Here is a 20,624-nt window from a genome sequence, read left to right on the forward strand (position 1 = left end):
CATGGAACTAAACAACATAAAAAGAGTTTACCTGGTAGGCATAGGCGGCATAGGCATGAGCGGCCTTGCGCGCTATTTCCACCATTTAGGCTGTGTTGTTTGCGGGTACGATAAAACCCACACCCCATTAACAGATGACCTGCATAACGAAGGCATTTGCGTGGTTTTTGAGGACAGGGCTGACCTTATCCCCATGAGTTTCCAGAATGTTGACGAGGAGACGCTCATTATTTATACGCCCGCTATTCCAAAAGATTCGGAGATCCTGAATTATTTTAAACGCAAAGGGTTCGATCTGCAGAAGCGCTCGCAGGTATTGGGGATCATCAGCAAAAGCATGTACACGATTGCAGTTGCAGGTACGCATGGCAAAACCACTACATCGTGTATGATAGCGCACATCCTGAAGGATTCGGGTAAAGATTGCTCTGCCTTTTTGGGCGGGATATCATCCAACTATCAAACCAATGTGCTGTATGGCGCTAACAATATCGTAGTGGTAGAGGCCGATGAGTACGACCGTTCGTTCTTGACCCTGCGCCCGGATATTGCTATTATCACCTCCATGGATGCCGACCATCTGGACATCTACGGCGATCATTCGCAATTGGAGGATTCGTTCAAGCTGTTCGCATCGCAGGTAAAACAAGGCGGCACATTAATTTATCACAAAGGGCTGCCTTTAGGTGACGGTCTAACCTACGCCATGAATGAGGATGCGCAGGCAATGGCAACTAATGTGCGGATAGAAGAGGGGAACTTCTACTTTGATTTTAACGATGGTAAAACCAGCATCCCCAATATAAAAATGGGCATTGCAGGCTTACATAATATAGAGAACGCTACGGCTGCTATCGAGGCCGCCCTGCATGTGGAAGTTTCTGCGGATGCGATACATGAAGCTTTAGGCTCTTTCAAAGGTGTTAAACGCAGGTTCGAATACATTGTAAAGAACGACAGGCAAATATATATTGATGATTACGCGCACCACCCCGAAGAATTACGGGCGGCCATAACATCGGTAAAACGTTTGTACCCTGATAAGAAATTGACGGTAATTTTTCAACCGCACCTGTTTACCCGCACCCGCGACTTTGTCGATGGCTTTGCCGAGGTACTGGATATGGCCGACGAACTATTGCTATTGGATATATACCCGGCGCGCGAGCTGCCTATTGAGGGTGTAGACAGCGACATGATCCTGAACAGGATGAAATTGTTAAATAAACGCAAATGTGGAAAACAAGAAAGCGTTGATATAGTGGCGTTTGAAAAACCTGAGTTACTTTTAACTGTGGGCGCAGGCGATATCGACACGTTAGTTTTACCCTTAAAACAAGTACTGGAGAATGTTTAAGAAACGCATATGGAAACCGCTGCTTATTGGTTTTGGCTGGCTTGTTAGCCTGGCCGGCCTGGTGGTGCTTATGAGTTTCATCGAAGTAAAAAAAGCCGAATTGGTTTGCAAAAAGGTAAATGTGTACATCCCCGGCAACCAATATTTTTTAGATAGGCAAGAGGTTGACAACATCCTGCAAACCACCAGCCATTCGCTGATAGGCCGCAGGTTAGAGAACATAGATATCCATGCCCTCGAAAATAAATTGAAGCATAACCCCTTTGTAGAATATGCTAAGGTTTATGTAGATATGGATGGCGTAATACAGGTAGAGGTTAGCCAGCGCCAGCCCATCCTGCGTATGATGAACCGTTTCGACCAGGATTTTTATATCGACCAGCACGGGTTAAAAATGCCGCTGTCGCAAAACTTTACCGCGAGGGTATTGGCGGTTAATGGCTACATAGATGAGCTGTTTGCCAATAAGGTAGATTCATTACGTACGCCGCTGGCAAAAGAGATCTATAAAACGGCTGATTTTATCCGTAAAGATTCGCTTTGGGATGCGCAGATAGCACAAATATACATCAACCAGGATCACGAGATTGAATTGGTGCCACGCGTAGGTAACCAGCGTATATTGCTGGGCAATGCCGATTCGTTGGCCACTAAGTTTGCCAACTTAAAAGTATTTTATAAGCAGGCTTTACCTTTGGTTGGTTGGGATGCTTATAAACTGATCAACATAAAATTCTATAACCAAGTGATAGGGGTAAGGAACGAAACACTGATAGATTCGCTTAAACACCGCAAGCAGTTTATGGCCGATTCGGTAAAGAAAGCGACTATCAATGCGTTTAAGGATTCAACAGGAACGGGCGATAATACCCCGGTATTACAAGACAATAAAGAGAAGACATCTATTAAAAACTAATTATATGGACAAAAGTTCAACACAAGACAAGAGTTCGCCAATTGTAGTAGGCCTTGATATAGGAACCACTAAAATTTGCGCGATAGTTGGCCGCAGAAGCAAAAACGGCAAAATAGAGGTATTAGGTATTGGCAAGGCCGAGTCGGCAGGGGTAACGCGCGGTATGGTGTCAAACATCGATAAAACCGTTCAGGGCATCACCGCGGCGGTTGATATCGCGGGCACGCAGTCAAACGTCGAGATCAGGATAGTGAACGTAGGTATTGCCGGCCAGCATATAAAAAGTTTGCAGCATAGAGGTTTAATTACCCGAAAGGATTTGAGCTCCGAAATAAGCCGCAAAGATATTGACAAGCTGGTTGAGGACATGTACAACCTGGTAATGCCCCCGGGCGAGGAAATCATCCACGTATTACCGCAGGAGTTTACGGTAGATAACGAGCCGGGCGTAAAAGACCCTATAGGCATGGCAGGTGTGCGTTTGGAAGCTAACTTCCACATCATATCCGGCCAGGTAACAGCCATCAAAAATATTGTTAAGTGTGTTAACAAAGCCCAGTTGGAAAGCCAGGAATTGATACTGGAGCCTTTAGCATCGTCAGAATCTGTGTTGAGCGACGAGGAAAAAGAAGCCGGCGTTGTTTTGGTAGATATAGGTGGTGGTACAACAGATGTGGCTATTTTCCACGAGGGTATTATCCGCCATACCGCGGTTATTCCGTTTGGTGGTAATAGCGTAACAGAGGATATCCGCGAGGGTTGCTCGGTAATGCGCAACATTGCAGAGCAGTTGAAAGTAAGGTTCGGTTCGGCATTAGCTGAAGAAAATAAAGAGAACGAAATTGTTTGTGTACCAGGCTTGCGTGGCCGCGAACCAAAAGAGATCTCGGTTAAAAACCTTGCCTTTGTTATCCAGGCCCGTATGGAAGAGATTGTAGAACATGTTTACTACGAGATCAAATCATCAGGCTACGAAAAGAAGCTGATCGCAGGTATCGTTGTAACCGGTGGTGGTGCGCAGTTAAAACACCTAACCCAACTTATTGAATACGTAACCGGTTTGGATTGCCGCGTAGGTTACCCAAACGAGCATTTGGCTAAGAACGAGTTTTTACCGAAAAATATTTATGAAGACCTGCAAAGCCCAACCTTCGCTACAGGTATAGGCCTGTTGATTAAAGGGATCCAGAAAATGGAATACAACGGCATTAAAGAGGTGCCTGCGGCAGCAGCCGTAAAAGCCGAAAAAACAAAATATACCGACGACAGGAAGTTTGGCTTATTAGGAAAGATCCTGGAATCGGGCAAAAAATTTATTAAGGACGATATAAAAGACGAAGACTTTTTAAAATAGGGAGGAGCCCCACCCAAAGCCTCCCCGGAAGGGAGGGCTTTAGGCCAATTTTTTAAAGTCTCTCCTACCGGGGGAGATTTAGAGATGGGCTATTTATTCACATCCATAAACTTTTCCACATTGTGCACATTTGTGGATAAACCTTGTGGAAAAAGTCATAATATTACAATAAGAAAATCTATCTATTCACCAGAATATACATAGCTGAAAATAAGGATTATGCAGTTTGAGATGTTAAAGGAAAAGTCGTCTATCATCAAGGTAATTGGTGTTGGCGGCGGCGGCGGTAACGCAGTAAACCATATGTACAGGCAAGGGATCACCGGTGTTGATTTCATTATTTGTAATACCGATGCCCAGGCGCTTGAGCTAAGCCCTATCCCCAACAAAGTACAGTTAGGTGCAAGCCTTACCGAAGGTATGGGTGCAGGGTCTATACCCGAAGTGGGTAAAAACTCCGCCATCGAAAACATTGACGACATTAAGCAAATGCTTGGTTCTAACACCAAAATGCTGTTTATTACAGCAGGTATGGGTGGTGGTACCGGTACAGGTGCAAGCCCTATCATTGCCAAAGCAGCACGCGAAATGGATATCCTTACTGTAGGTATCATCACTACGCCATTCTCATTTGAGGGCAAACGCCGTAAAATGCAGGCCGATGCCGGTATGGAAGAGTTGAAGAAATATGTAGATTCATTCTTGGTGATCTCCAACGACAGGCTTCGCCAGATCTTTGGTAACTTAACCATGAGTTCGGCATTTGGCCAGGCCGATGATATCTTAACAACTGCCGCTAAGGGCATTGCCGAGATCATCACATTGCCGGGTTATATAAACGTCGACTTTAAGGATGTGCGCACCGTAATGAAAGACAGTGGCGTATCTATCATGGGTAGCTGCACTGCCGAAGGCGAGAACCGCGCGTTAAAAGCGGTGGAAGGTGCTTTGTCATCGCCATTGTTAAAAGACAACGAAATTGAAGGTGCGCGTTACATCTTATTAAATATCAGCTCGGGCCTTAAAGAGGTTACTATGGATGAAGTGAGTGTTATTACCGACTACATCCAGGAAGAAGCCGGCTTAGCTGCAGATTTGATCTGGGGTAACTGTGTGGACGAAAATCTTGGCGAAAAATTATCTGTTACCATCATCGCGACAGGTTTCCAAACTAAAGATGAGCGAGAGAAAGAAAACAGCAACAAAAAAGTAGTATCGATGCTGGTTCCCGAAAGTGAGCCATTGGTAAAACCGGTGAATGAGTTTATCACTCCGGTTAAAGCTGATGCTGAGATGGATGCCAGCTCATATATGAAGCTTAAAGACGAGCCAAAACAAACCGGGTTATTTGACCTGTTTGCCCGTGCCGAAGAGCAGGATGCTGCCGATAACGGGATCATCAGATATGACCTTAACGAAGAAACACCCGCAGCCGCCGAAGAGAACGAACCATCTGAGTTCACTTTTAAAGTAACTGAAACGGTGATGAACTTTGAGCCTGCTGTTGCCAAGGTACAAGCCCCCGAGCCTGAACCGGAGGTTGTTAATGCCGACGAGAACAAAACAGACGAATCAATAGAAGAGCAACTGCGTAAATCCCGAGAGCGTATTATGCGTTTAAAAGACCTGAGCATGAAGTTGCGTAACGGTAACATTCAGGAACTGGAGAACATCCCGGCTTACAAACGTAAAGAAATTGCCCTGCAACAAACCCCTGCGTCTGACGAAAGCCAGGTGTCGAGGTTCTCATTATTACCAGACAGTGATGGCAAAACCGAGATCAGGAATAACAATTCTTTCCTGCACGATAATGTTGACTAATTGATCTAAACCCAAATATGAAGCCCCTCGCAACAATGCAGGGGCTTTTTTGTTGTAGGTATAGCAAGCATGAAATTTTATATTTGCAGCAGATTTACACCAAGAAACATTTAAGAATTTGGACCTGTTTAAAAAGATAAATACAAACATGGGCGGCCCCATCGGGCAGCACCAAAAGTGGTCGCATGGCTACTTCTCCTTCCCTCGTTTAGAAGGGGAGATCGATCCTCATATGATATTCAACGGCAAAAAACATTTGGTTTGGAGCCTCAATAACTATCTTGGCTTAGCAAACCATCCCGAAGTGCGCAAGGCAGATGCGCAAGCCGCTGCCGATTATGGCATGGCTTACCCAATGGGCGCCAGGATGATGTCTGGCAACACCAAACACCACGAAGAACTGGAAGATAGTCTTGCCGAATTTGTTGGCAAACAAGCCGCTTTCCTACTTAATTATGGCTACCAGGGAATGGTGTCTATTATAGACGCCCTTGTGGACCGTAAAGATGTGATCGTTTACGATGCCGAATCGCACGCTTGTATTATAGATGGTGTACGCCTGCACATGGGCAAGCGCTTTGTGTATCAGCATAACGATATTGATAGCTTTGAAAAGCAATTACAGCACGCCCAGCGCATAGTAGAGAAAACTGGCGGCGGGATACTGGTGATCACCGAAGGCGTTTTTGGTATGTCGGGCGCGCAGGGTAAATTGAAAGAGATCATCGCGCTGAAAGAAAAATATACGTTCCGTTTATTGGTTGATGATGCGCATGGCTTTGGTACCATGGGCTTTAAAGGATCGGGCACACACGAGGCGCAGAATTGCGTGGACGGGGTAGACCTTTACTTCGGCACCTTCGCCAAATCAATGGCCGGCATAGGCGCGTTTATTGCTGCCGATACGGAGATCATCAATTACCTGCGTTATAACATGCGCTCGCAAACATTTGCCAAGGCTTTACCTATGCCAATGGTAATTGGCTTAAAAAAGCGCTTCGAACTGTTAAGATCAAACCCGCAACTGCGCGAAAACTTATGGACGATTGCCCGCGCATTGCAAAGCGGCCTGGTAGCACAAGGATTTGATATAGGAGTTACTGATAGTATGGTTACCCCGGTTTTTTTGAAAGGCGACCTGAATGAAGCAACCAGCCTAACCATGGAACTGCGCGAGAAGCACGGCATCTTCTGCTCTATTGTAGTTTATCCGGTTATCCCTAAAGGCTTAATTATGCTAAGGCTGATACCAACCGCTTTGCATACCATTGAAGACGTAGAGCAAACGCTGGATGCCTTTAACGCGGTATCAACCAAACTGATGGAAGGCCACTACAAAATGGCTGCGGCATAAACTTATTTGTACCAACATTATTAAAAAGCGTTGCAAATATTTGTAGCGCTTTTTTGTTTTAGTTGAAATGGTTGATTAGTACGGTTTTAATAATAAACATGTGGATTTGTTAAGCGTTAAATAAAAAAAATGCCGCTTATGCAATAAATCCGTAACGATATGATTGTTGGGTTGAAAATTGAGAATTTAAGAGTAGAAAATCCTATGTAGATTTTAACCCATTTTGGCGCATAATGTGGAAAAAAACTACTTTAAAGGCACTATTTTTATATGGCTAAAGTTTTTTTTTATTAAAAAACACTTTAGATTAGCTTTAATTAAAACAATAAACCTCAAAAATTAAAGGAGTAGTCACAATGAAAAAATTTACTGAAGTAAAAGAACTGGTTGCGTCGCTGGAAGCTGATGCCGACAAATTTTATAACAAAGGTAACAGCGCTGCTGGTACCCGTGTGCGTAAAGGCATGCAAGACCTAAAAAACTTAGCGCAGGCTATCCGTCTTGAAGTTCAGGAGTCGAAAAACAAAGCGTAATTATAGTCGAAAGGTTATTTTACCCTCCAATAAAAAATCCGGGTAGCTAAGGCTATCCGGATTTTTTATGTTTATACAATTCTCTCCGCGCGTTATTACGAGGAGCGATTGCGACGTGGCAGTCTTCGATAGACTTGTCGTTGACCTTTCTATAGAAGATCGCCACGCCACGCTCGCAATGAAGGGATTATTTTTTTATCTACTTCACCAACCCCAACTGCTCTTTTATCTTTTCCTCCGTATCGGCACTTACATTAACCAAGGGCAAACGCAAAGTATCGTCGCAAACGCCTAAGGCCTTCAATGCCGATTTTACACCTGCAGGGCTGCCTTCGGCAAACATCAGGCGGGTAAACTCTATCATACTATAATGCGATGCATGTGCGCCTTTAAAATCGCCTGTAAGGCATTTCCTGATCATATCGCTAAATTGCCTTGGCAATGCGTTACCCACTACAGATATCACACCAACACCACCCATGGCAACCATTTGAAGGCTGATAGGGTCATCGCCCGAGATCACCAAAAAATCCTCCGGTTTATCACGGAACAACTGGTTCAGTAATTCAAAATTACCGGATGCTTCTTTAATGCCGATAATGTTCTTAAAATCAGTAGCCAGCCTAACCGTAGTTTGGGCACTAACTGATGAACCCGTACGGCTTGGTACGTTGTATAATATTATAGGGAGCGGCGTAGCCTCGGCAATTGCTTTGTAATGCTGGTAAATACCCTCCTGTGTTGGTTTATTATAGTGCGGGCTGGCCGATAGTATGGTATCGTAGCCTGTGGTATCAAAAGCTTTAATTTCTGCAACGGTTTCCAGGGTGTTGTTACCTGCAATACCTGCAACTAACAACACACGTTTATTAACGGCCCTGGCGGTAAAGGCGAAGACCTGCTTCTTCTCTTCCTTACTCAATGTGGCGCTTTCGCCGGTTGTACCAAGTGACACCAGGTATTCTACCCCGCCGTCAATCAGGTGGTCTATCAGCTTTTGTAAAGCATCATAGTCTACCTGTCCATCTACCTGAAAAGGAGTGACCATCGCAACTCCTGTCCCGTGAAATTTATTCATGTGCTTGAATTGTTATAAGGCCGCTAAGATAGTAAATTAGTGATTAGAGGTTGGAGTGGATATTCAGAAAGGCTTGACCGGGCGATTCTGTGGGATGTAGAGCACCGATTTGTGTAATCACTTTAGAAAATCGCTATTAATAATCAATGAATTGATATGATCAAAGTGTCACGGAATTAACTGTTTGCTATTTCGGAAGGAGGTGGTCAATGGCTCCGGAATCTTCAGGTACTTTGCTATCTTAGCAAACCGTCATATGGATTCCTATAATGAAAATTGCTTTCTTTTTGCTTTTTCTTCTCTTTATAACTACTTCATTCCAGGCTGAAAGAGATATTTACCCGAACGTTACCGAACTGAATAATGCTATAATAAGTAAAAATGATTATACAAAACAAAAGGAGGAAAACATTACGGCAATTAAAAGAGTTAGGAAAGCCGGGCTGCCACTCCTTGTGGAATATCGTCTAAATACGACTATTTATGAAGAATACAGAAAATTTAAAATTGATTCTGCTATTTTTTACGCTTACAGAAACCTGCAAATTGCGTATGCTCTTAATGACAAAGAGTTGAAGGATGTTGCAAAAATTGAACTGTCTAACTTATACTCTTCATCTGGAAAATACCGAGAATCTGAAACCCTACTGCGATCCTTAAACAGCAGGCATCTTTCAAGGGATGGGTGCGCTATTTATTACGAGGCATATAGTCGGTTTTTTGAACATTACATTACTAACAGTTATAGCCAAGTGTATATTCAACAGGTAGAAACTTATCGTGATTCTTTGTTATCCGTGCTTGATACTTCATCAATGAAGTTTAAACTTAATATGGCAGAAAAGAACATATTTCAGAGAAAGATCGCAATCGCTCAAAGTGATCTTCTTAAAATATTTAATGTACTTAAAAGAGAGCATCCCGATTATGGCACTGTTTCTTACTTATTGGGAAATACTTATGAGTTACAACACAATTCTATCAAAAAGAAAAAGTATTATATTATATCAGCCATTGCAGACCTTAAAAATTCGATAAAAGACAATGCCGCCATGCAAACGCTGGCTATCATTTACTTTAAGGAAGGGGATATTGATAATGCTTACCGCTGTACAAGATCAGCTATTGAGGACGCGATTTTTTGTAAGGTAAAGTTCCGTACTTTACAGATGTCGGAGTTGTATACGATCATCAACACCAGCTATCAGATTAAAGAAGCGAAAGCAAAAAAACAACTTCAGCTTTACCTTATAATGATCAGTATCCTTTCGTTGTTTCTTATCCTTACCGTACTTTATGTTTACAAACAAATAAAAAAAGTATCGAAGATAAAGGAAGAATTGCACCTAACAAGCGAAAAACTGGTAAGATCAAACAAGGATATAGTAAAAGCGAACGATAGTCTGAATGAAAGAAATGCACTTTTATTAGAATCAAACCACATAAAGGAAAAATACATCGCTCATTTTTTTGACCTATGTTCTACTTACGTTAACAAACTTGAAAATTATCGTAAAACGCTAAACAAAAAAGCCACCGATAAACAATTGGATGAATTATTTAAGATGCTAAGGTCGACCACTGTTGCAGATAATGAGTTAGAACAATTATACATTATTTTTGACCGTATCTTCCTAAACTTATACCCAACATTCATTCAGGAGTTTAACGCCTTATTAATCCGGGAAGAACGGGTTATTGTGAAACAGGGTGAACTATTAAATACGGAGTTGCGCATTTTCGCTTTGATCCGTTTGGGTATTACTGATAGCGTAAAAATTGCTGGCTTTCTACGTTATTCATTGAGTACAATCTACAATTACCGCACCAGCGCACGAAATAGAGCTGCTGTAGCCCGTGATGATTTTGAAGAAATGGTACTAAAAATTGGCTTTATATCTCCGCAGGAATAATTTAAAATACTACTTTTTAAGTTATCTTTTTTTTTATAGTAGCTTTAATATTAGATAGTTATAAAATTATTTAACTACTTTTTTTTTGAGGGTATGATGGGCAGGCAACAATTATTATAAGTTTGTTAAACCAATTTTTTAAGCAACTATCCCCAAGCTTACAGAAACTTCAAACAAAATATTTAATGAGAAGGTACTATCCACCATTTTACGTGTCCCTGTTCCGTACTACGGCGTTATTACATAATAGAGGATCATTTATACCCCATTTGATGAAAGATTGCCTGGTATCACACTGATCTAAGCAAATAGCACTGAGGCAAAGCCAATTAACAATTAGTTACCAATAAATATATGACAACCAGAAGATCATTTCTCAAATCCACAGCGATGGTATCTACAGGACTTTTAATAGCTCCAGAATTATTTGCATGTGCAAAAACGCAATATATCGGGCTACAACTTTTTACTGTACGTGAGTTAATGGCCAAAGACCCGGTCAATACGTTATCAAAAGTTGCAAAAATTGGATTTAATTCTATTGAAGGGGCTACCTATACCGGGACAGAAAAATTTTACGGAATGACCCCGGCAATATTTAAAAAAACCTTGAATGATAACGGGTTGAACATGTTTAGCGCGCATTACATGCTTGGCGAATCCACACTTCAAATTAAAGGAACCATATTCAACGACTGGCAAAAGGCGGTTGATGATGCCGCAGCTGTCGGATTGAAATATATGGTTTGTGCTTTCCTTTTTGATACAGAGCGCGGCAATCTCGACCATTATAAACAAACTGCTGATAAATTGAACAAGGCAGGTGAGTTGTGCAAGAAGGCTGGAATCCAGTTATGCTATCATAATCACGCTTTTGAATTTGATGCCCAGGATAACCAATACCCTTACGACTTATTGCTAAACAATACGGATGCTGATCTTGTGAAAATGGAAATGGACCTTTATTGGATTTATAAAGCAAAGCAAGACCCCGTGGTTTGGTTCAATAAATATCCCGGCCGTTTCCCATTATGGCATATAAAGGATATGGACAAAACGCCTAAAGCATTTTACACAGAAGTTGGCAATGGGGTTATCCCTTTTAAGGAAGTATTTAAACACGCTAAAACAGCGGGGTTAAAATACTTTTATAACGAACAGGATGAAACCCCAGGAGATCCATTGGTAAGTATAGCTCAAAGCTATATATACATCAAAGAAAATTTGGTTTTATAAATTTTGAATTAGGGAGAAACAATTGTTTGCGCTACATGCGATTATAGGGGAGCTTGTGTGATCTTAACTCTTGCTTCCGGGCACTCACACCTTATATCAATGGTTTCTTTAGTTGTTGATAATCCTCCTTATATGATATAAAACTAAATAACCTAATATAAAAGCACTTTTCAGATAAAAACCTTTTTAAGTTATAAAATGAAACACAAACAAATTAGTTATCAAATTATTACAACGCTTTTAAGTGTTGTAATATTAAATGCATGTTCTTCAAATAAGGAACAGCACAACATACTTTCAAACCAGGAAAAAAGTAGAGGCTGGGCCTTGCTTTTTGATGGCAAAACACTAAACGGATGGCATATTTTTAATAAAGGGAACACCCGTTCGGCGTGGTCAGTTGATAGTGGTCAGTTGATTTGCAACCCACATACAAAAAATGTAAAACACGGCGACTTGGTGACTGACAATGAATATGAAAACTATGAATTACAATTTGATTGGAAAATCTCTAAAGCGGGTAACAGCGGTTTATTTATAAATGTCCAGGAGCGTCCGGAATTAGGGGCCACTTTTGCTACAGGCCCTGAATATCAATTGCTTGATGACAAAAATATCGATGCTGATTACCTCAAAGATTTTTCACATAAGGCCGCGGCTATTTTTGGGGTTCTCCCCAATATTAGTAAAAGTGTTCCAAATCCTGGTGAGTGGAACCACTCACGCATTGTCCAAAAGTATGGTAAAATAACCTTTTGGCTAAATGGAGTGCAGACCATAACCACCGACTTTAAAAGTGATGCCTGGAAAAAAACAGTTGCTGCAAGTTCGATGAGCAAGTATCCGGATTTTGCTATTATTAGTAAAGGGCATATTGCAGTTCAGGATTGGACGAGTGGTGTGGCATTCCGAGATATTAAAATTAAAGTTTTATAAATTTATCTATGATAAATATGAAAAAAAACTATCTGTATCTTTTTGTAGTTTTAGTTTTGACAGCCTGCGGCCAAGGGGCCGAAAATCAGTCTAATAAGCAAGATACAACAGCCCAGACACAAGAAATTGACCCCAGGTCGATTTCAGGAATTGATAAAATACCAGTAATGGATAGCATTAACTTACAGGCCAATGACGACATGCGCTTTGACAAAGAGCTATTTAAGATAAAAAGGAATCGGAAAATCGTACTACGTTTGAAAAATATAGGATCACTAAAGGGGATGCCGATGTCACATAACGTGGTTATTTTACAGAAAGGTACGGACATTACAACATTTGCCGACGAAGCACGAAACGCAAAAAAAGAGGGCTATATTCCATCAAAATTCAGCTCATCAATTATTGTACATACCAAACAAGTTAGTGCAGGAAAAACAGATGAAATTAAATTTACTATTGCAATGCCTGGTGTTTATAATTATCTCTGTAGCTTTCCCGGACATTGGGGATCAATGCAAGGACAAATAGTTGTTGAATAGTATTATTTTGAACTTCAGGAATATTTGGAAGCACCATTTATGATTTAAGCACCATATCCTATTAAATTATCACTATCATTAAACACATGTTTAAGTATCTTTTTATAATCGTTTTAATAGGGCTACAAAATGTCTGTGCTCAGAGCCATACCAATGTGGCTTATGGCAAATTCCAGACTTCGGGAACAGATTCGGATTATCATCATTCAAATAATTATACCGGATTAGGTGATATTAAATGGAAGTTTAAAACGCGTGGAAAAGTATTTTCTTCTCCTGCCATCTGTAACGGTGTTGCATATGTTGGCAGTGAAGACCATTGCTTATATGCCATTGTTGTGAAAACGGGTAAACTTTTATGGAGATTTACTACTAGTGGTGCGGTTAGCTCATCGCCTACAGTGTACAATAATTTGGTATACTTTGGCAGCTATGACAGCTATTATTACGCACTGAACGCAACCAACGGTAAATTGGTTTGGAAGTTTAAAACAGATGGTGAACGAAAAGTAGGCGCAAAAGGCCTGTGGGGCATGTCACCCAAGGATAAATATATGGAAGATCAGTATGATTTTTTTCTTTCCTCACCCGTAATTTATCTTAGTTCTAAAGGTCTCACTGTTTATTTTGGCAGCAGTGACGGCAACTTATATGCTTTAGACGGCATCAATGGAAAAAAAGGTGGGCATTTAAGACCAACGGCATAATCCATGCAAGTCCTGCAGTATATCAAGGTAAGGTTTACATAGGAAGTTGGGATAGCTTTCTGTATGCTTTGGATGCAGCCACTGGTAAATTTGAATGGAAATTTGAGACCGGTAAACAGCCAATTTACCATCTATTGGAAGGTATACAATCATCCCCCGTCTGCACAGACGGCATGGTTTACTTTGGCTCTCGAGATGGCTTTTTTTACGCTCTGAATGCTGGTGATGGGAAACAAGTATGGAAATACAATGCAGATAACTCCTGGGTACTGGCTACCGCCACCATAAACAGCGGTGTAGTTTACATAGGCACTTCTGATACCTTTCTTTTCTTGGCATTTGACGCCAAAACGGGCAAGGAAAAACTTCGTTACAAGTGTAATGGATATGTTTATTCTTCGCCAGTCGTTTCTGGTAATATTGCATATTTCGGCGATTTCTCAGGGAATTTGTTGGCTGTCGATATAAAAACCGGGGAGCTCACTGGTAAGTTTTCTACAAATGGGCGCGTAAAAAATGCTACCCATGTACTTAATCTTAAGGGCGATCTTGATTTTAATTTCCTGGCTAAGGGGATGGATAATTCGTTGTATACTACCAGTGTAATAGTGATGAATAAGATTTACACGTTGGCGCCAATTGTATCTTCTCCAGTGGTAAATAACAGTATTATCTATTTCGGAAGTACGGATGGCTATTTATATGCTATTAATTTAAAATAATCAAACAAACATTCTTATGATAGGCCAACACAGTTTATCAGATGCTATTTTAGTTTAGGCTGTCTTAATTCGCTGAGGCTAATGCTTGCGGTTCCTTATGCCAAGAGCAGATCATCCTGCTATGACGGTTTTTAAGATTTCAACGACCGACTTAAGGCCAGTCGTTGAAATGCAGGTAATGGTTATTTTCTGCCCGTCAAAAAACCTTTTAGTCCTACTTCGTACCTCAATAAATCTAAAGATTTTTGATTCTCAATCTATTTAGCCTAAGGTACTATATTCAAACTTTTTAATGGAGGTTTGCCTGTTTCACTGCAAAACAACTGGCGGTTCGCGCCCAGTTCGAGGACCGAAAACGATTTACGAAGGTAGAGCGACTTTTTATTGCCTTAAACACCGCCGCATTAAGGAGCAAGTTGAATTAATTACACCGATCTACCCATTGCGACAGGTCACGTTTTTTTAATATTGCCGTGTACTTCAGCTGCCTGGCAGCCAGGCAAACGTTAGCTTGAAATTTGGATTGCGACATCAGGTCGGTATATTCAACGGCGAACACTGGCTTATTTAATTTAATGTAATCAGAAAGCTGATTTTGCCAACCTTGCGCGAAAGCATCTTCTGTCAATGCCCAATCAAATTTGGCCGCAAAATCTACTGTTAATTCTTTTATATTTTTTTGCCCGATTGATAAGCCGTTGCTATGTGCAAGTGTAATAAGGTAGTCTGCATATTTCTTTGTATCAGCCAGCTGAATGTTAAAACCGGGATCATTGTCGTAGCCGTCCATGTTGTCTGGTTCAACACCGTCGAACCCCTTTTTTATTATCATATTGAACCTCGAGTTTAACCACGGTTTAAGCTTGTCTATTTGGCGGATATCCAGCCATTTTTCTTGTGGCCACTCCGGATATTGCTTTCCAATAACCTCCGGGGGAAGCAATGAAGCATCATTCCGGTAATTTTCAAGCGTTCCTACGGACAGATAGGCAATTACTTTTTTCCCTTTGGCTTGTAACGCCGCCACGGTTTCTGCACTGGTATTAAATGCATCAACATCCACCACATCGGCTGAAAAATTTGAGGTACTGTTGATAGCGTCAAGTTGCCAGTCAAAACTAGCCCCTGCTACAGGTTGCCACCACGAAGTTTTGCCTCCGGCAGGTTTCAGGCTATCAATACTGTTTATAGGCGGGTCAGCATCATTGTTCTTTTTGCATGCAACAAAGAAGACAAGAGATACACCTAATATTAAAATTGATTTTTGATAAGTCATTGGGCGAATTGTACGGTTGAAAGCTTAAATACGAAAAAACATTTTATTTATTGTAATAGAAAAGTTACAATTTAGAAATTAGGTTGTGTAAATGGAGATCGGTGCGGAACCCAATTGGTAGTCTTTTGCTTCTTTATATAGAAGAGTAAGCTGATATAATTCCGGACGCGTTATTTCAGATTCTCCTAAACTATGAATAGAGCTATCAAGTCATCATTGTTGCTGCAGAAGGTTAAATATTACTTTTAGGTCTTATCCGGCCCCCTCAATTTACAATAATTGAAACAGGTGAGTGTGCTGTGGCGAAATTATTTAAAGAGCCGGAGCTGAATACTGTTAAAACAGTTATATTTATCAACCGGGATAACCGGATAATATCTTGTTATTATATTAAAATAAACCAGCTATGGGGTAGTAAAATCAATGTGTTGCAAGTTTTGCCAACTATGCGCATTTGGACAGGCGGGTGCGCCATTATGCTTCATGATTTCGGTAATTTTCATTTCGACTTAGCAAACTAAAAGTTTAACTTTTCGTACAAATGTATTTTTAAAAGCCGTTTGATAATTTAACTCAAAATTCCTTTTCCTTACACAATGACATCCCTAAACAATACTACAGTAAACTACCCAAAAGAAGTTTCATTGTTTGATTTGATCAATGAAAGTACGAAAACCTATCCTAATAATATAGCGATAACATTTCATGACCGCTCGTTAACTTATTCCCAGGTTAACCAAACCGCCAATCGCATTGCCAAAATACTAATGAATAAGCAAGTTAAGAAAGGTGATGTGGTAGGGCTTGCGCTTGACCGTTGCCCGGAAATGATCATTGCACTTATCGCCATCCTGAAAACGGGTGCGGCTTATCTGCCGCTCGACCCGGAATACCCTAAAGACCGTATTGAATTTATGCTGGAAGATTCCGGGGCAAAAAAACTGATCACCTCATTAAAGTATAAGGGTCATTTTGCGTCACACACCGAAGAGATTTTAATTGAAGATGCACTATTGGTATCGGCTGATTACCCGCCCATACAGCCGGATGTTGCGGTAACAGGCGATGATCTTGCTTATATACTATACACATCGGGCTCTACAGGCAAACCAAAGGGGGTGCAGATTGCGCATCATAGTATGGTGAACTTAATGCTGAGCCTGCAAAAGGCGCCTGGCATCAGCCCGGCAGACAAGGTTATGGCAACAGCTACCGTGTGTTTTGATATTGCCGGGTTAGATATTTATCTGCCGCTTAGTGTTGGTGCCGAAATAGTATTAATAGATTCTATTATGGCTAAAGATGGCCGGGCGCTACTTGATGTAGTGAGAGAGAAAAAAGTGACCATGTTTCAGGCTACGCCATACACCTGGCGCATGATGCTTGAAATGGGCTGGGAAGAAAAACTTCCGCTAAAGATATTATGCGGGGGCGAAGCGTTAACTAAAGACCTGGCCGCCAAATTATTGCCCCGTAGTTATCAATTATGGAATATGTACGGGCCAACCGAAACAACCATATGGTCTACCCTTAAACTAATAACAAACGATAGCGAAATTACCATAGGCAAGCCGGTGGCAAATACATCGGTTTATATACTGAGCGAAACCCTCGGTATTGTACCCGACGGAGAAATTGGCGAAATTGTTATAGGCGGTGATGGTGTTGCAGTGGGCTATTTAAACAGGCCGGAATTAAATACAGAGAAATTTGTAAGTAACCCTTTTAGCGGCATTCAGGGCGATAAAATGTACCGCACCGGCGATTTAGGTAAGATAATCTCCGATGGCGAAATACAATGCCTTGGGCGTATAGACCACCAGGTGAAAATTAGGGGGTACCGCATTGAGTTGGAAGAAATTGAACACGCGCTGGGCAAACAACCCTGTGTTAAACAAGCGGTTGTAATTGCAAGGGAAGACCTCCCCGGCGACCCGCGTTTGGCTGCCTATATCGTGTTAGCAGCCGAGGGCGGGGAAACGCTTGATTTTAAATCGCTTACAGAACAGTGGCAGCGCGAATTGTTAGCCGCTTTGCCAGAATACATGGTGCCCGACGATTTTGTAGAGATGGAAACCATGCCAAGTACGCCAAACGGTAAAATTGACCGTAAAGCACTGCCCAAGCCGGATTATAGGCATATAAACCGTACGGAAGCCTACTTTGCGCCCCGTACAACGAATGAAAAACTGGTAGTGGATATATGGGAAGAGTTAATGGGGCTAACCAAGATCAGCATATTTGATAATTTTTTTGAACTCGGCGGGCGGTCGTTGGTGGCCGTAAGGATAATGGCCCGCCTGGAGCAGGAAACGGGTAAACGCCTGCCCTTAGCTACTTTGTTTGAACATGCCACGGTAGAGAAGCTCGCTGCCCGGCTTGAGATTAATGCTGCAGCCATCACATGGGATTCGTTGGTACCTATTAAGCCCAAGGGCAGTAAAATGCCACTTTATATAGTTCACGGTGCAGGGCTTAATGTTTTGCTTTTTAATGCACTGGCAAGCCACATGGATACCGAACAACCTATTTTTGGTTTACAGGCAAAAGGGATTAATGGTATAGACGAACCGCTGGATGTAATGGAAGACATTGCCCGCAACTATGTAAACGAAATAATAAACCGCGATGCGGCTGGCCCTTATGCGTTAGCAGGCTATTCGCTTGGAGGCATAATTGCTTACGAAATGGCCCGGCAGCTAATTGACATGGGTAAAGATGTAAAGATGCTTGCCATGTTTGATGCTTCAACCGATTATACAAAAAAGGACCCAGAATTGCACAGGAAAGTAGTAGGAACTTTATGGCATGTATTAAAACAAGTGGCTTATACTGCAGTATTGTTTGTAGGCGACCCCAAAAGGACTATTGAATATAAAAGCGGCGAAATAAAAAAACGGGCGCTTAAGGTTTACAATAAGCTGTTCAAAACAGCACCGGCCATAAAAACTAATTTCGCTATTTATGGCAATGAGATAGATGAGAAAAGCGATAGCGCATTGCGCAATTACAAGTTGATGCCAATTAATGTTGGCATTGAGTTATTCCGTGCAAAAAAGAAAACATTTTACATGGAAGATTTTAAATATTTAGGCTGGAAGCCATACGCATTAAAAGGAATTAATGTGCATGATATCCCCGGCGAGCACAATTCGATATTTGCACCTCCAAACGACAAGGAATTTGCTGAAGTATTGCAAAAGTGCTTAAATAACGCCCGTTAATAAATTGCACATTTTTTAGGCTTTTATAAGGCTATATATCAAACAACAAGAACCAGCTTGGCTTTAATGACCGTGTTAACTGGAAATGTAATTAGGAACAGAAACTCACTTGCTTCGCTTTATAGACAAACAAAATTATCTTACCGCTTTGGCCGGGGATGATTATAGCTTAAATAACAAACAATACGCTATCGCGATTTGTCTTGATCATTCGCTTACTGAAACTAATTTTTAAGCAGATATGGTCATCAACAATAACTCAATAAATGTAAACATGAAAAACGATAATAAAAAGAGTATTACTTGGTTAATAACCGGCTGCTCTACCGGATTGGGACGTAGTATAGCACAAGAAGTATTGAAAAGCGGATATAGCGCCGTTATCACCTCGCGCAATGTTAAACACATTCAGGATATCGCAGACGCTTACCCCAATACGGCTTTAGCGCTTTCTTTAGATGTTTCGGATAGAGGCCAAATTGACGATGTTATAAAACGGGCGGAAGCTAAATTTACCAGCATAGATGTATTGATCAATAATGCAGGCTATGGCTTTCGTGGGGCTGTCGAGGAAGCAAGCGAGGAAGAGATGCGAAAAATATTTGACACAAACTTCTTTGGCACAGTCAGCATGATTCAGGCTGTATTACCTGGAATGAGAAAAAATAGATCGGGTACGATCATGAATTTGTCATCTATCGGCGGCCGTTTTGGCCCGGTTGGTTCAGGGTATTATTCCGCGACCAAATTTGCCATTGAAGGTCTATCGGATGCGCTTCGCAAAGAAGTCGACTCGTTAGGTATCAGAATTGTCGTAGTTGAGCCTGGTGCTTTCAGAACAGACTTTGGCGGCCGGTCTTTAAATACTTCCAAAAAGATCATTGCTGATTATGAGCCTACAGTTGGACCAAGGCGTACAGAACCAAGCAACGGGAAACAACCAGGAGAACCTAAAAAAGCCGCTCAGGTACTGATTAAAACTTTTGAAGAAGCTAATGTACCTTTCCGTTTGCTGTTGGGAACAGACGCCATTAAGATCATTCGCGATGAGTTGGATGCGCAGTATAAAGAACTGGAAGCCTGGGAAAAGGTGAGCATTACCACAAATTTCGAAGATTAATTGGAGATTTCGTATCCATTGACCATGCGATTCCGTGCGCCTCAGAGCATCGATTTGTTTAAGCAGGTAGAAAAAATGAAATTAATAATCAAGGATTTAATATGGTCAAAGTGTTCCGGAATCGTCTGCCTGACATTCCGGAACGAGGTGTCAATGGCTCCGGAATCTCCCATAAGGTAAGTATATAAGAAAGCGAAGAAATCAAAAAAATGCCCCATAGTTTAACGGCACTTATTGTATAAGTATAAAGTATTATGCGGATATCGATTTTGTAAATTTTGGATTGTTTGCCTTTAATTTACTTCTTGAATCCCTATATTCAATATAATATCTTTTAGAAAATATCCGATAAAGGAACATTAACAGCTTTAACGGCATTTATATTGGTTATGGGTTTAGTATACCAAATAATTTCACACAATATCTGGAATCCAACAGGTTTCCAAAGAATTATTGCATTCGCTAATTCCTCTTTTTATATTAGTGTATTGGTTGTTATTCGCAGATATTTCAGATATAAAATTTCAAAATTGTA

16 protein-coding genes are annotated in these 20,624 nt (G+C 41.2%); 14 read left to right on the forward strand and 2 right to left on the reverse strand.

Annotated elements, in window-relative coordinates:
• Position 1: 1 nt before the first annotated feature.
• The 6 genes from murC to RHM67_RS06605 all read left to right on the forward strand — a co-directional run bounded on the left by murC (position 2) and on the right by RHM67_RS06605 (position 7,335).
• Positions 2-1,357, forward strand: coding sequence for a UDP-N-acetylmuramate--L-alanine ligase (gene murC / locus RHM67_RS06580; protein ID WP_322231311.1), 1,356 nt, complete (start codon positions 2-4; stop codon positions 1,355-1,357).
• Entirely contained in the window at positions 1,350-2,273 is a 924-nt protein-coding gene (locus RHM67_RS06585; RefSeq protein WP_322231312.1) for a cell division protein FtsQ, read from the forward strand. The genes murC and RHM67_RS06585 overlap by 8 nt, the downstream gene beginning before the upstream one ends.
• 4 nt (positions 2,274-2,277) lie before the next feature.
• Entirely contained in the window at positions 2,278-3,627 is a 1,350-nt protein-coding gene (gene ftsA / locus RHM67_RS06590) for a cell division protein FtsA (protein ID WP_322231313.1), read from the forward strand.
• A 219-nt stretch (positions 3,628-3,846) separates the two neighbouring features.
• Positions 3,847-5,448 (forward strand): cell division protein FtsZ, encoded by a 1,602-nt coding sequence (ftsZ, locus tag RHM67_RS06595; protein ID WP_322231314.1) that lies wholly within the window; start codon positions 3,847-3,849, stop codon positions 5,446-5,448.
• Between the two features lie 118 nt (positions 5,449-5,566).
• Positions 5,567-6,802 carry a pyridoxal phosphate-dependent aminotransferase family protein gene (locus RHM67_RS06600; RefSeq protein WP_322231315.1) on the forward strand — a complete coding sequence of 412 codons (1,236 nt, stop codon included), beginning with the start codon at positions 5,567-5,569 and terminating at the stop codon, positions 6,800-6,802.
• A gap of 356 nt (positions 6,803-7,158) precedes the next feature.
• A complete protein-coding gene (locus RHM67_RS06605; protein WP_067190612.1) occupies positions 7,159-7,335 on the forward strand; it encodes a histone H1 in 177 nt (58 codons plus the stop codon).
• 199 nt (positions 7,336-7,534) lie between these two features.
• On the opposite strand, the gene dapA is transcribed toward RHM67_RS06605, so the two are convergent.
• Positions 7,535-8,413, reverse strand: a complete 879-nt coding sequence (gene dapA / locus RHM67_RS06610; protein ID WP_322231316.1) for a 4-hydroxy-tetrahydrodipicolinate synthase — start codon at positions 8,411-8,413, stop codon at positions 7,535-7,537.
• Positions 8,414-8,682: 269 nt separating this feature from the next.
• On the opposite strand from dapA, the gene RHM67_RS06615 reads away from it, so the two are divergent.
• The 6 genes from RHM67_RS06615 to RHM67_RS06640 all read left to right on the forward strand — a co-directional run bounded on the left by RHM67_RS06615 (position 8,683) and on the right by RHM67_RS06640 (position 14,469).
• Positions 8,683-10,326, forward strand: a complete 1,644-nt coding sequence (locus RHM67_RS06615) for a DUF6377 domain-containing protein (RefSeq protein WP_322231317.1) — start codon at positions 8,683-8,685, stop codon at positions 10,324-10,326.
• Positions 10,327-10,680: 354 nt separating this feature from the next.
• Positions 10,681-11,562 carry a sugar phosphate isomerase/epimerase gene (locus tag RHM67_RS06620; RefSeq protein ID WP_322231318.1) on the forward strand — a complete coding sequence of 294 codons (882 nt, stop codon included), beginning with the start codon at positions 10,681-10,683 and terminating at the stop codon, positions 11,560-11,562.
• A 198-nt stretch (positions 11,563-11,760) separates the two neighbouring features.
• Positions 11,761-12,498: a DUF1080 domain-containing protein gene (locus RHM67_RS06625; RefSeq protein WP_322231319.1), complete on the forward strand. Its 738-nt coding sequence runs from the start codon at positions 11,761-11,763 to the stop codon at positions 12,496-12,498.
• Between the two features lie 17 nt (positions 12,499-12,515).
• A complete protein-coding gene (locus RHM67_RS06630; RefSeq protein WP_322231320.1) occupies positions 12,516-13,040 on the forward strand; it encodes a plastocyanin/azurin family copper-binding protein in 525 nt (174 codons plus the stop codon).
• Between the two features lie 86 nt (positions 13,041-13,126).
• On the forward strand, positions 13,127-13,747 hold the full coding sequence (locus RHM67_RS06635) for a PQQ-binding-like beta-propeller repeat protein (protein ID WP_322231321.1): 621 nt from the start codon (positions 13,127-13,129) through the stop codon (positions 13,745-13,747).
• Positions 13,744-14,469, forward strand: a complete 726-nt coding sequence (locus tag RHM67_RS06640; protein ID WP_416182873.1) for a PQQ-binding-like beta-propeller repeat protein — start codon at positions 13,744-13,746, stop codon at positions 14,467-14,469. Before RHM67_RS06635 ends, RHM67_RS06640 begins: the two co-directional genes overlap by 4 nt.
• Positions 14,470-14,890: 421 nt before the next feature.
• On the opposite strand, the gene RHM67_RS06645 is transcribed toward RHM67_RS06640, so the two are convergent.
• Entirely contained in the window at positions 14,891-15,745 is an 855-nt protein-coding gene (locus RHM67_RS06645; protein WP_322231322.1) for an endo alpha-1,4 polygalactosaminidase, read from the reverse strand.
• Between the two features lie 596 nt (positions 15,746-16,341).
• Between RHM67_RS06645 and RHM67_RS06650 the strand changes: the two genes are divergently transcribed.
• The gene (locus tag RHM67_RS06650) at positions 16,342-18,969 is read left to right on the forward strand and encodes an amino acid adenylation domain-containing protein (protein ID WP_322231323.1); all 2,628 of its coding nucleotides are present in this window, start codon (positions 16,342-16,344) and stop codon (positions 18,967-18,969) included.
• A gap of 274 nt (positions 18,970-19,243) precedes the next feature.
• Positions 19,244-20,089 carry an oxidoreductase gene (locus RHM67_RS06655; protein WP_322231324.1) on the forward strand — a complete coding sequence of 282 codons (846 nt, stop codon included), beginning with the start codon at positions 19,244-19,246 and terminating at the stop codon, positions 20,087-20,089.
• Positions 20,090-20,624 lie beyond the last annotated feature (535 nt).

Source organism: Mucilaginibacter sp. 5C4 (genome assembly GCF_034345625.1).
GTDB classification, from domain to species: Bacteria; Bacteroidota; Bacteroidia; order Sphingobacteriales; family Sphingobacteriaceae; genus Mucilaginibacter; species Mucilaginibacter aurantiaciroseus.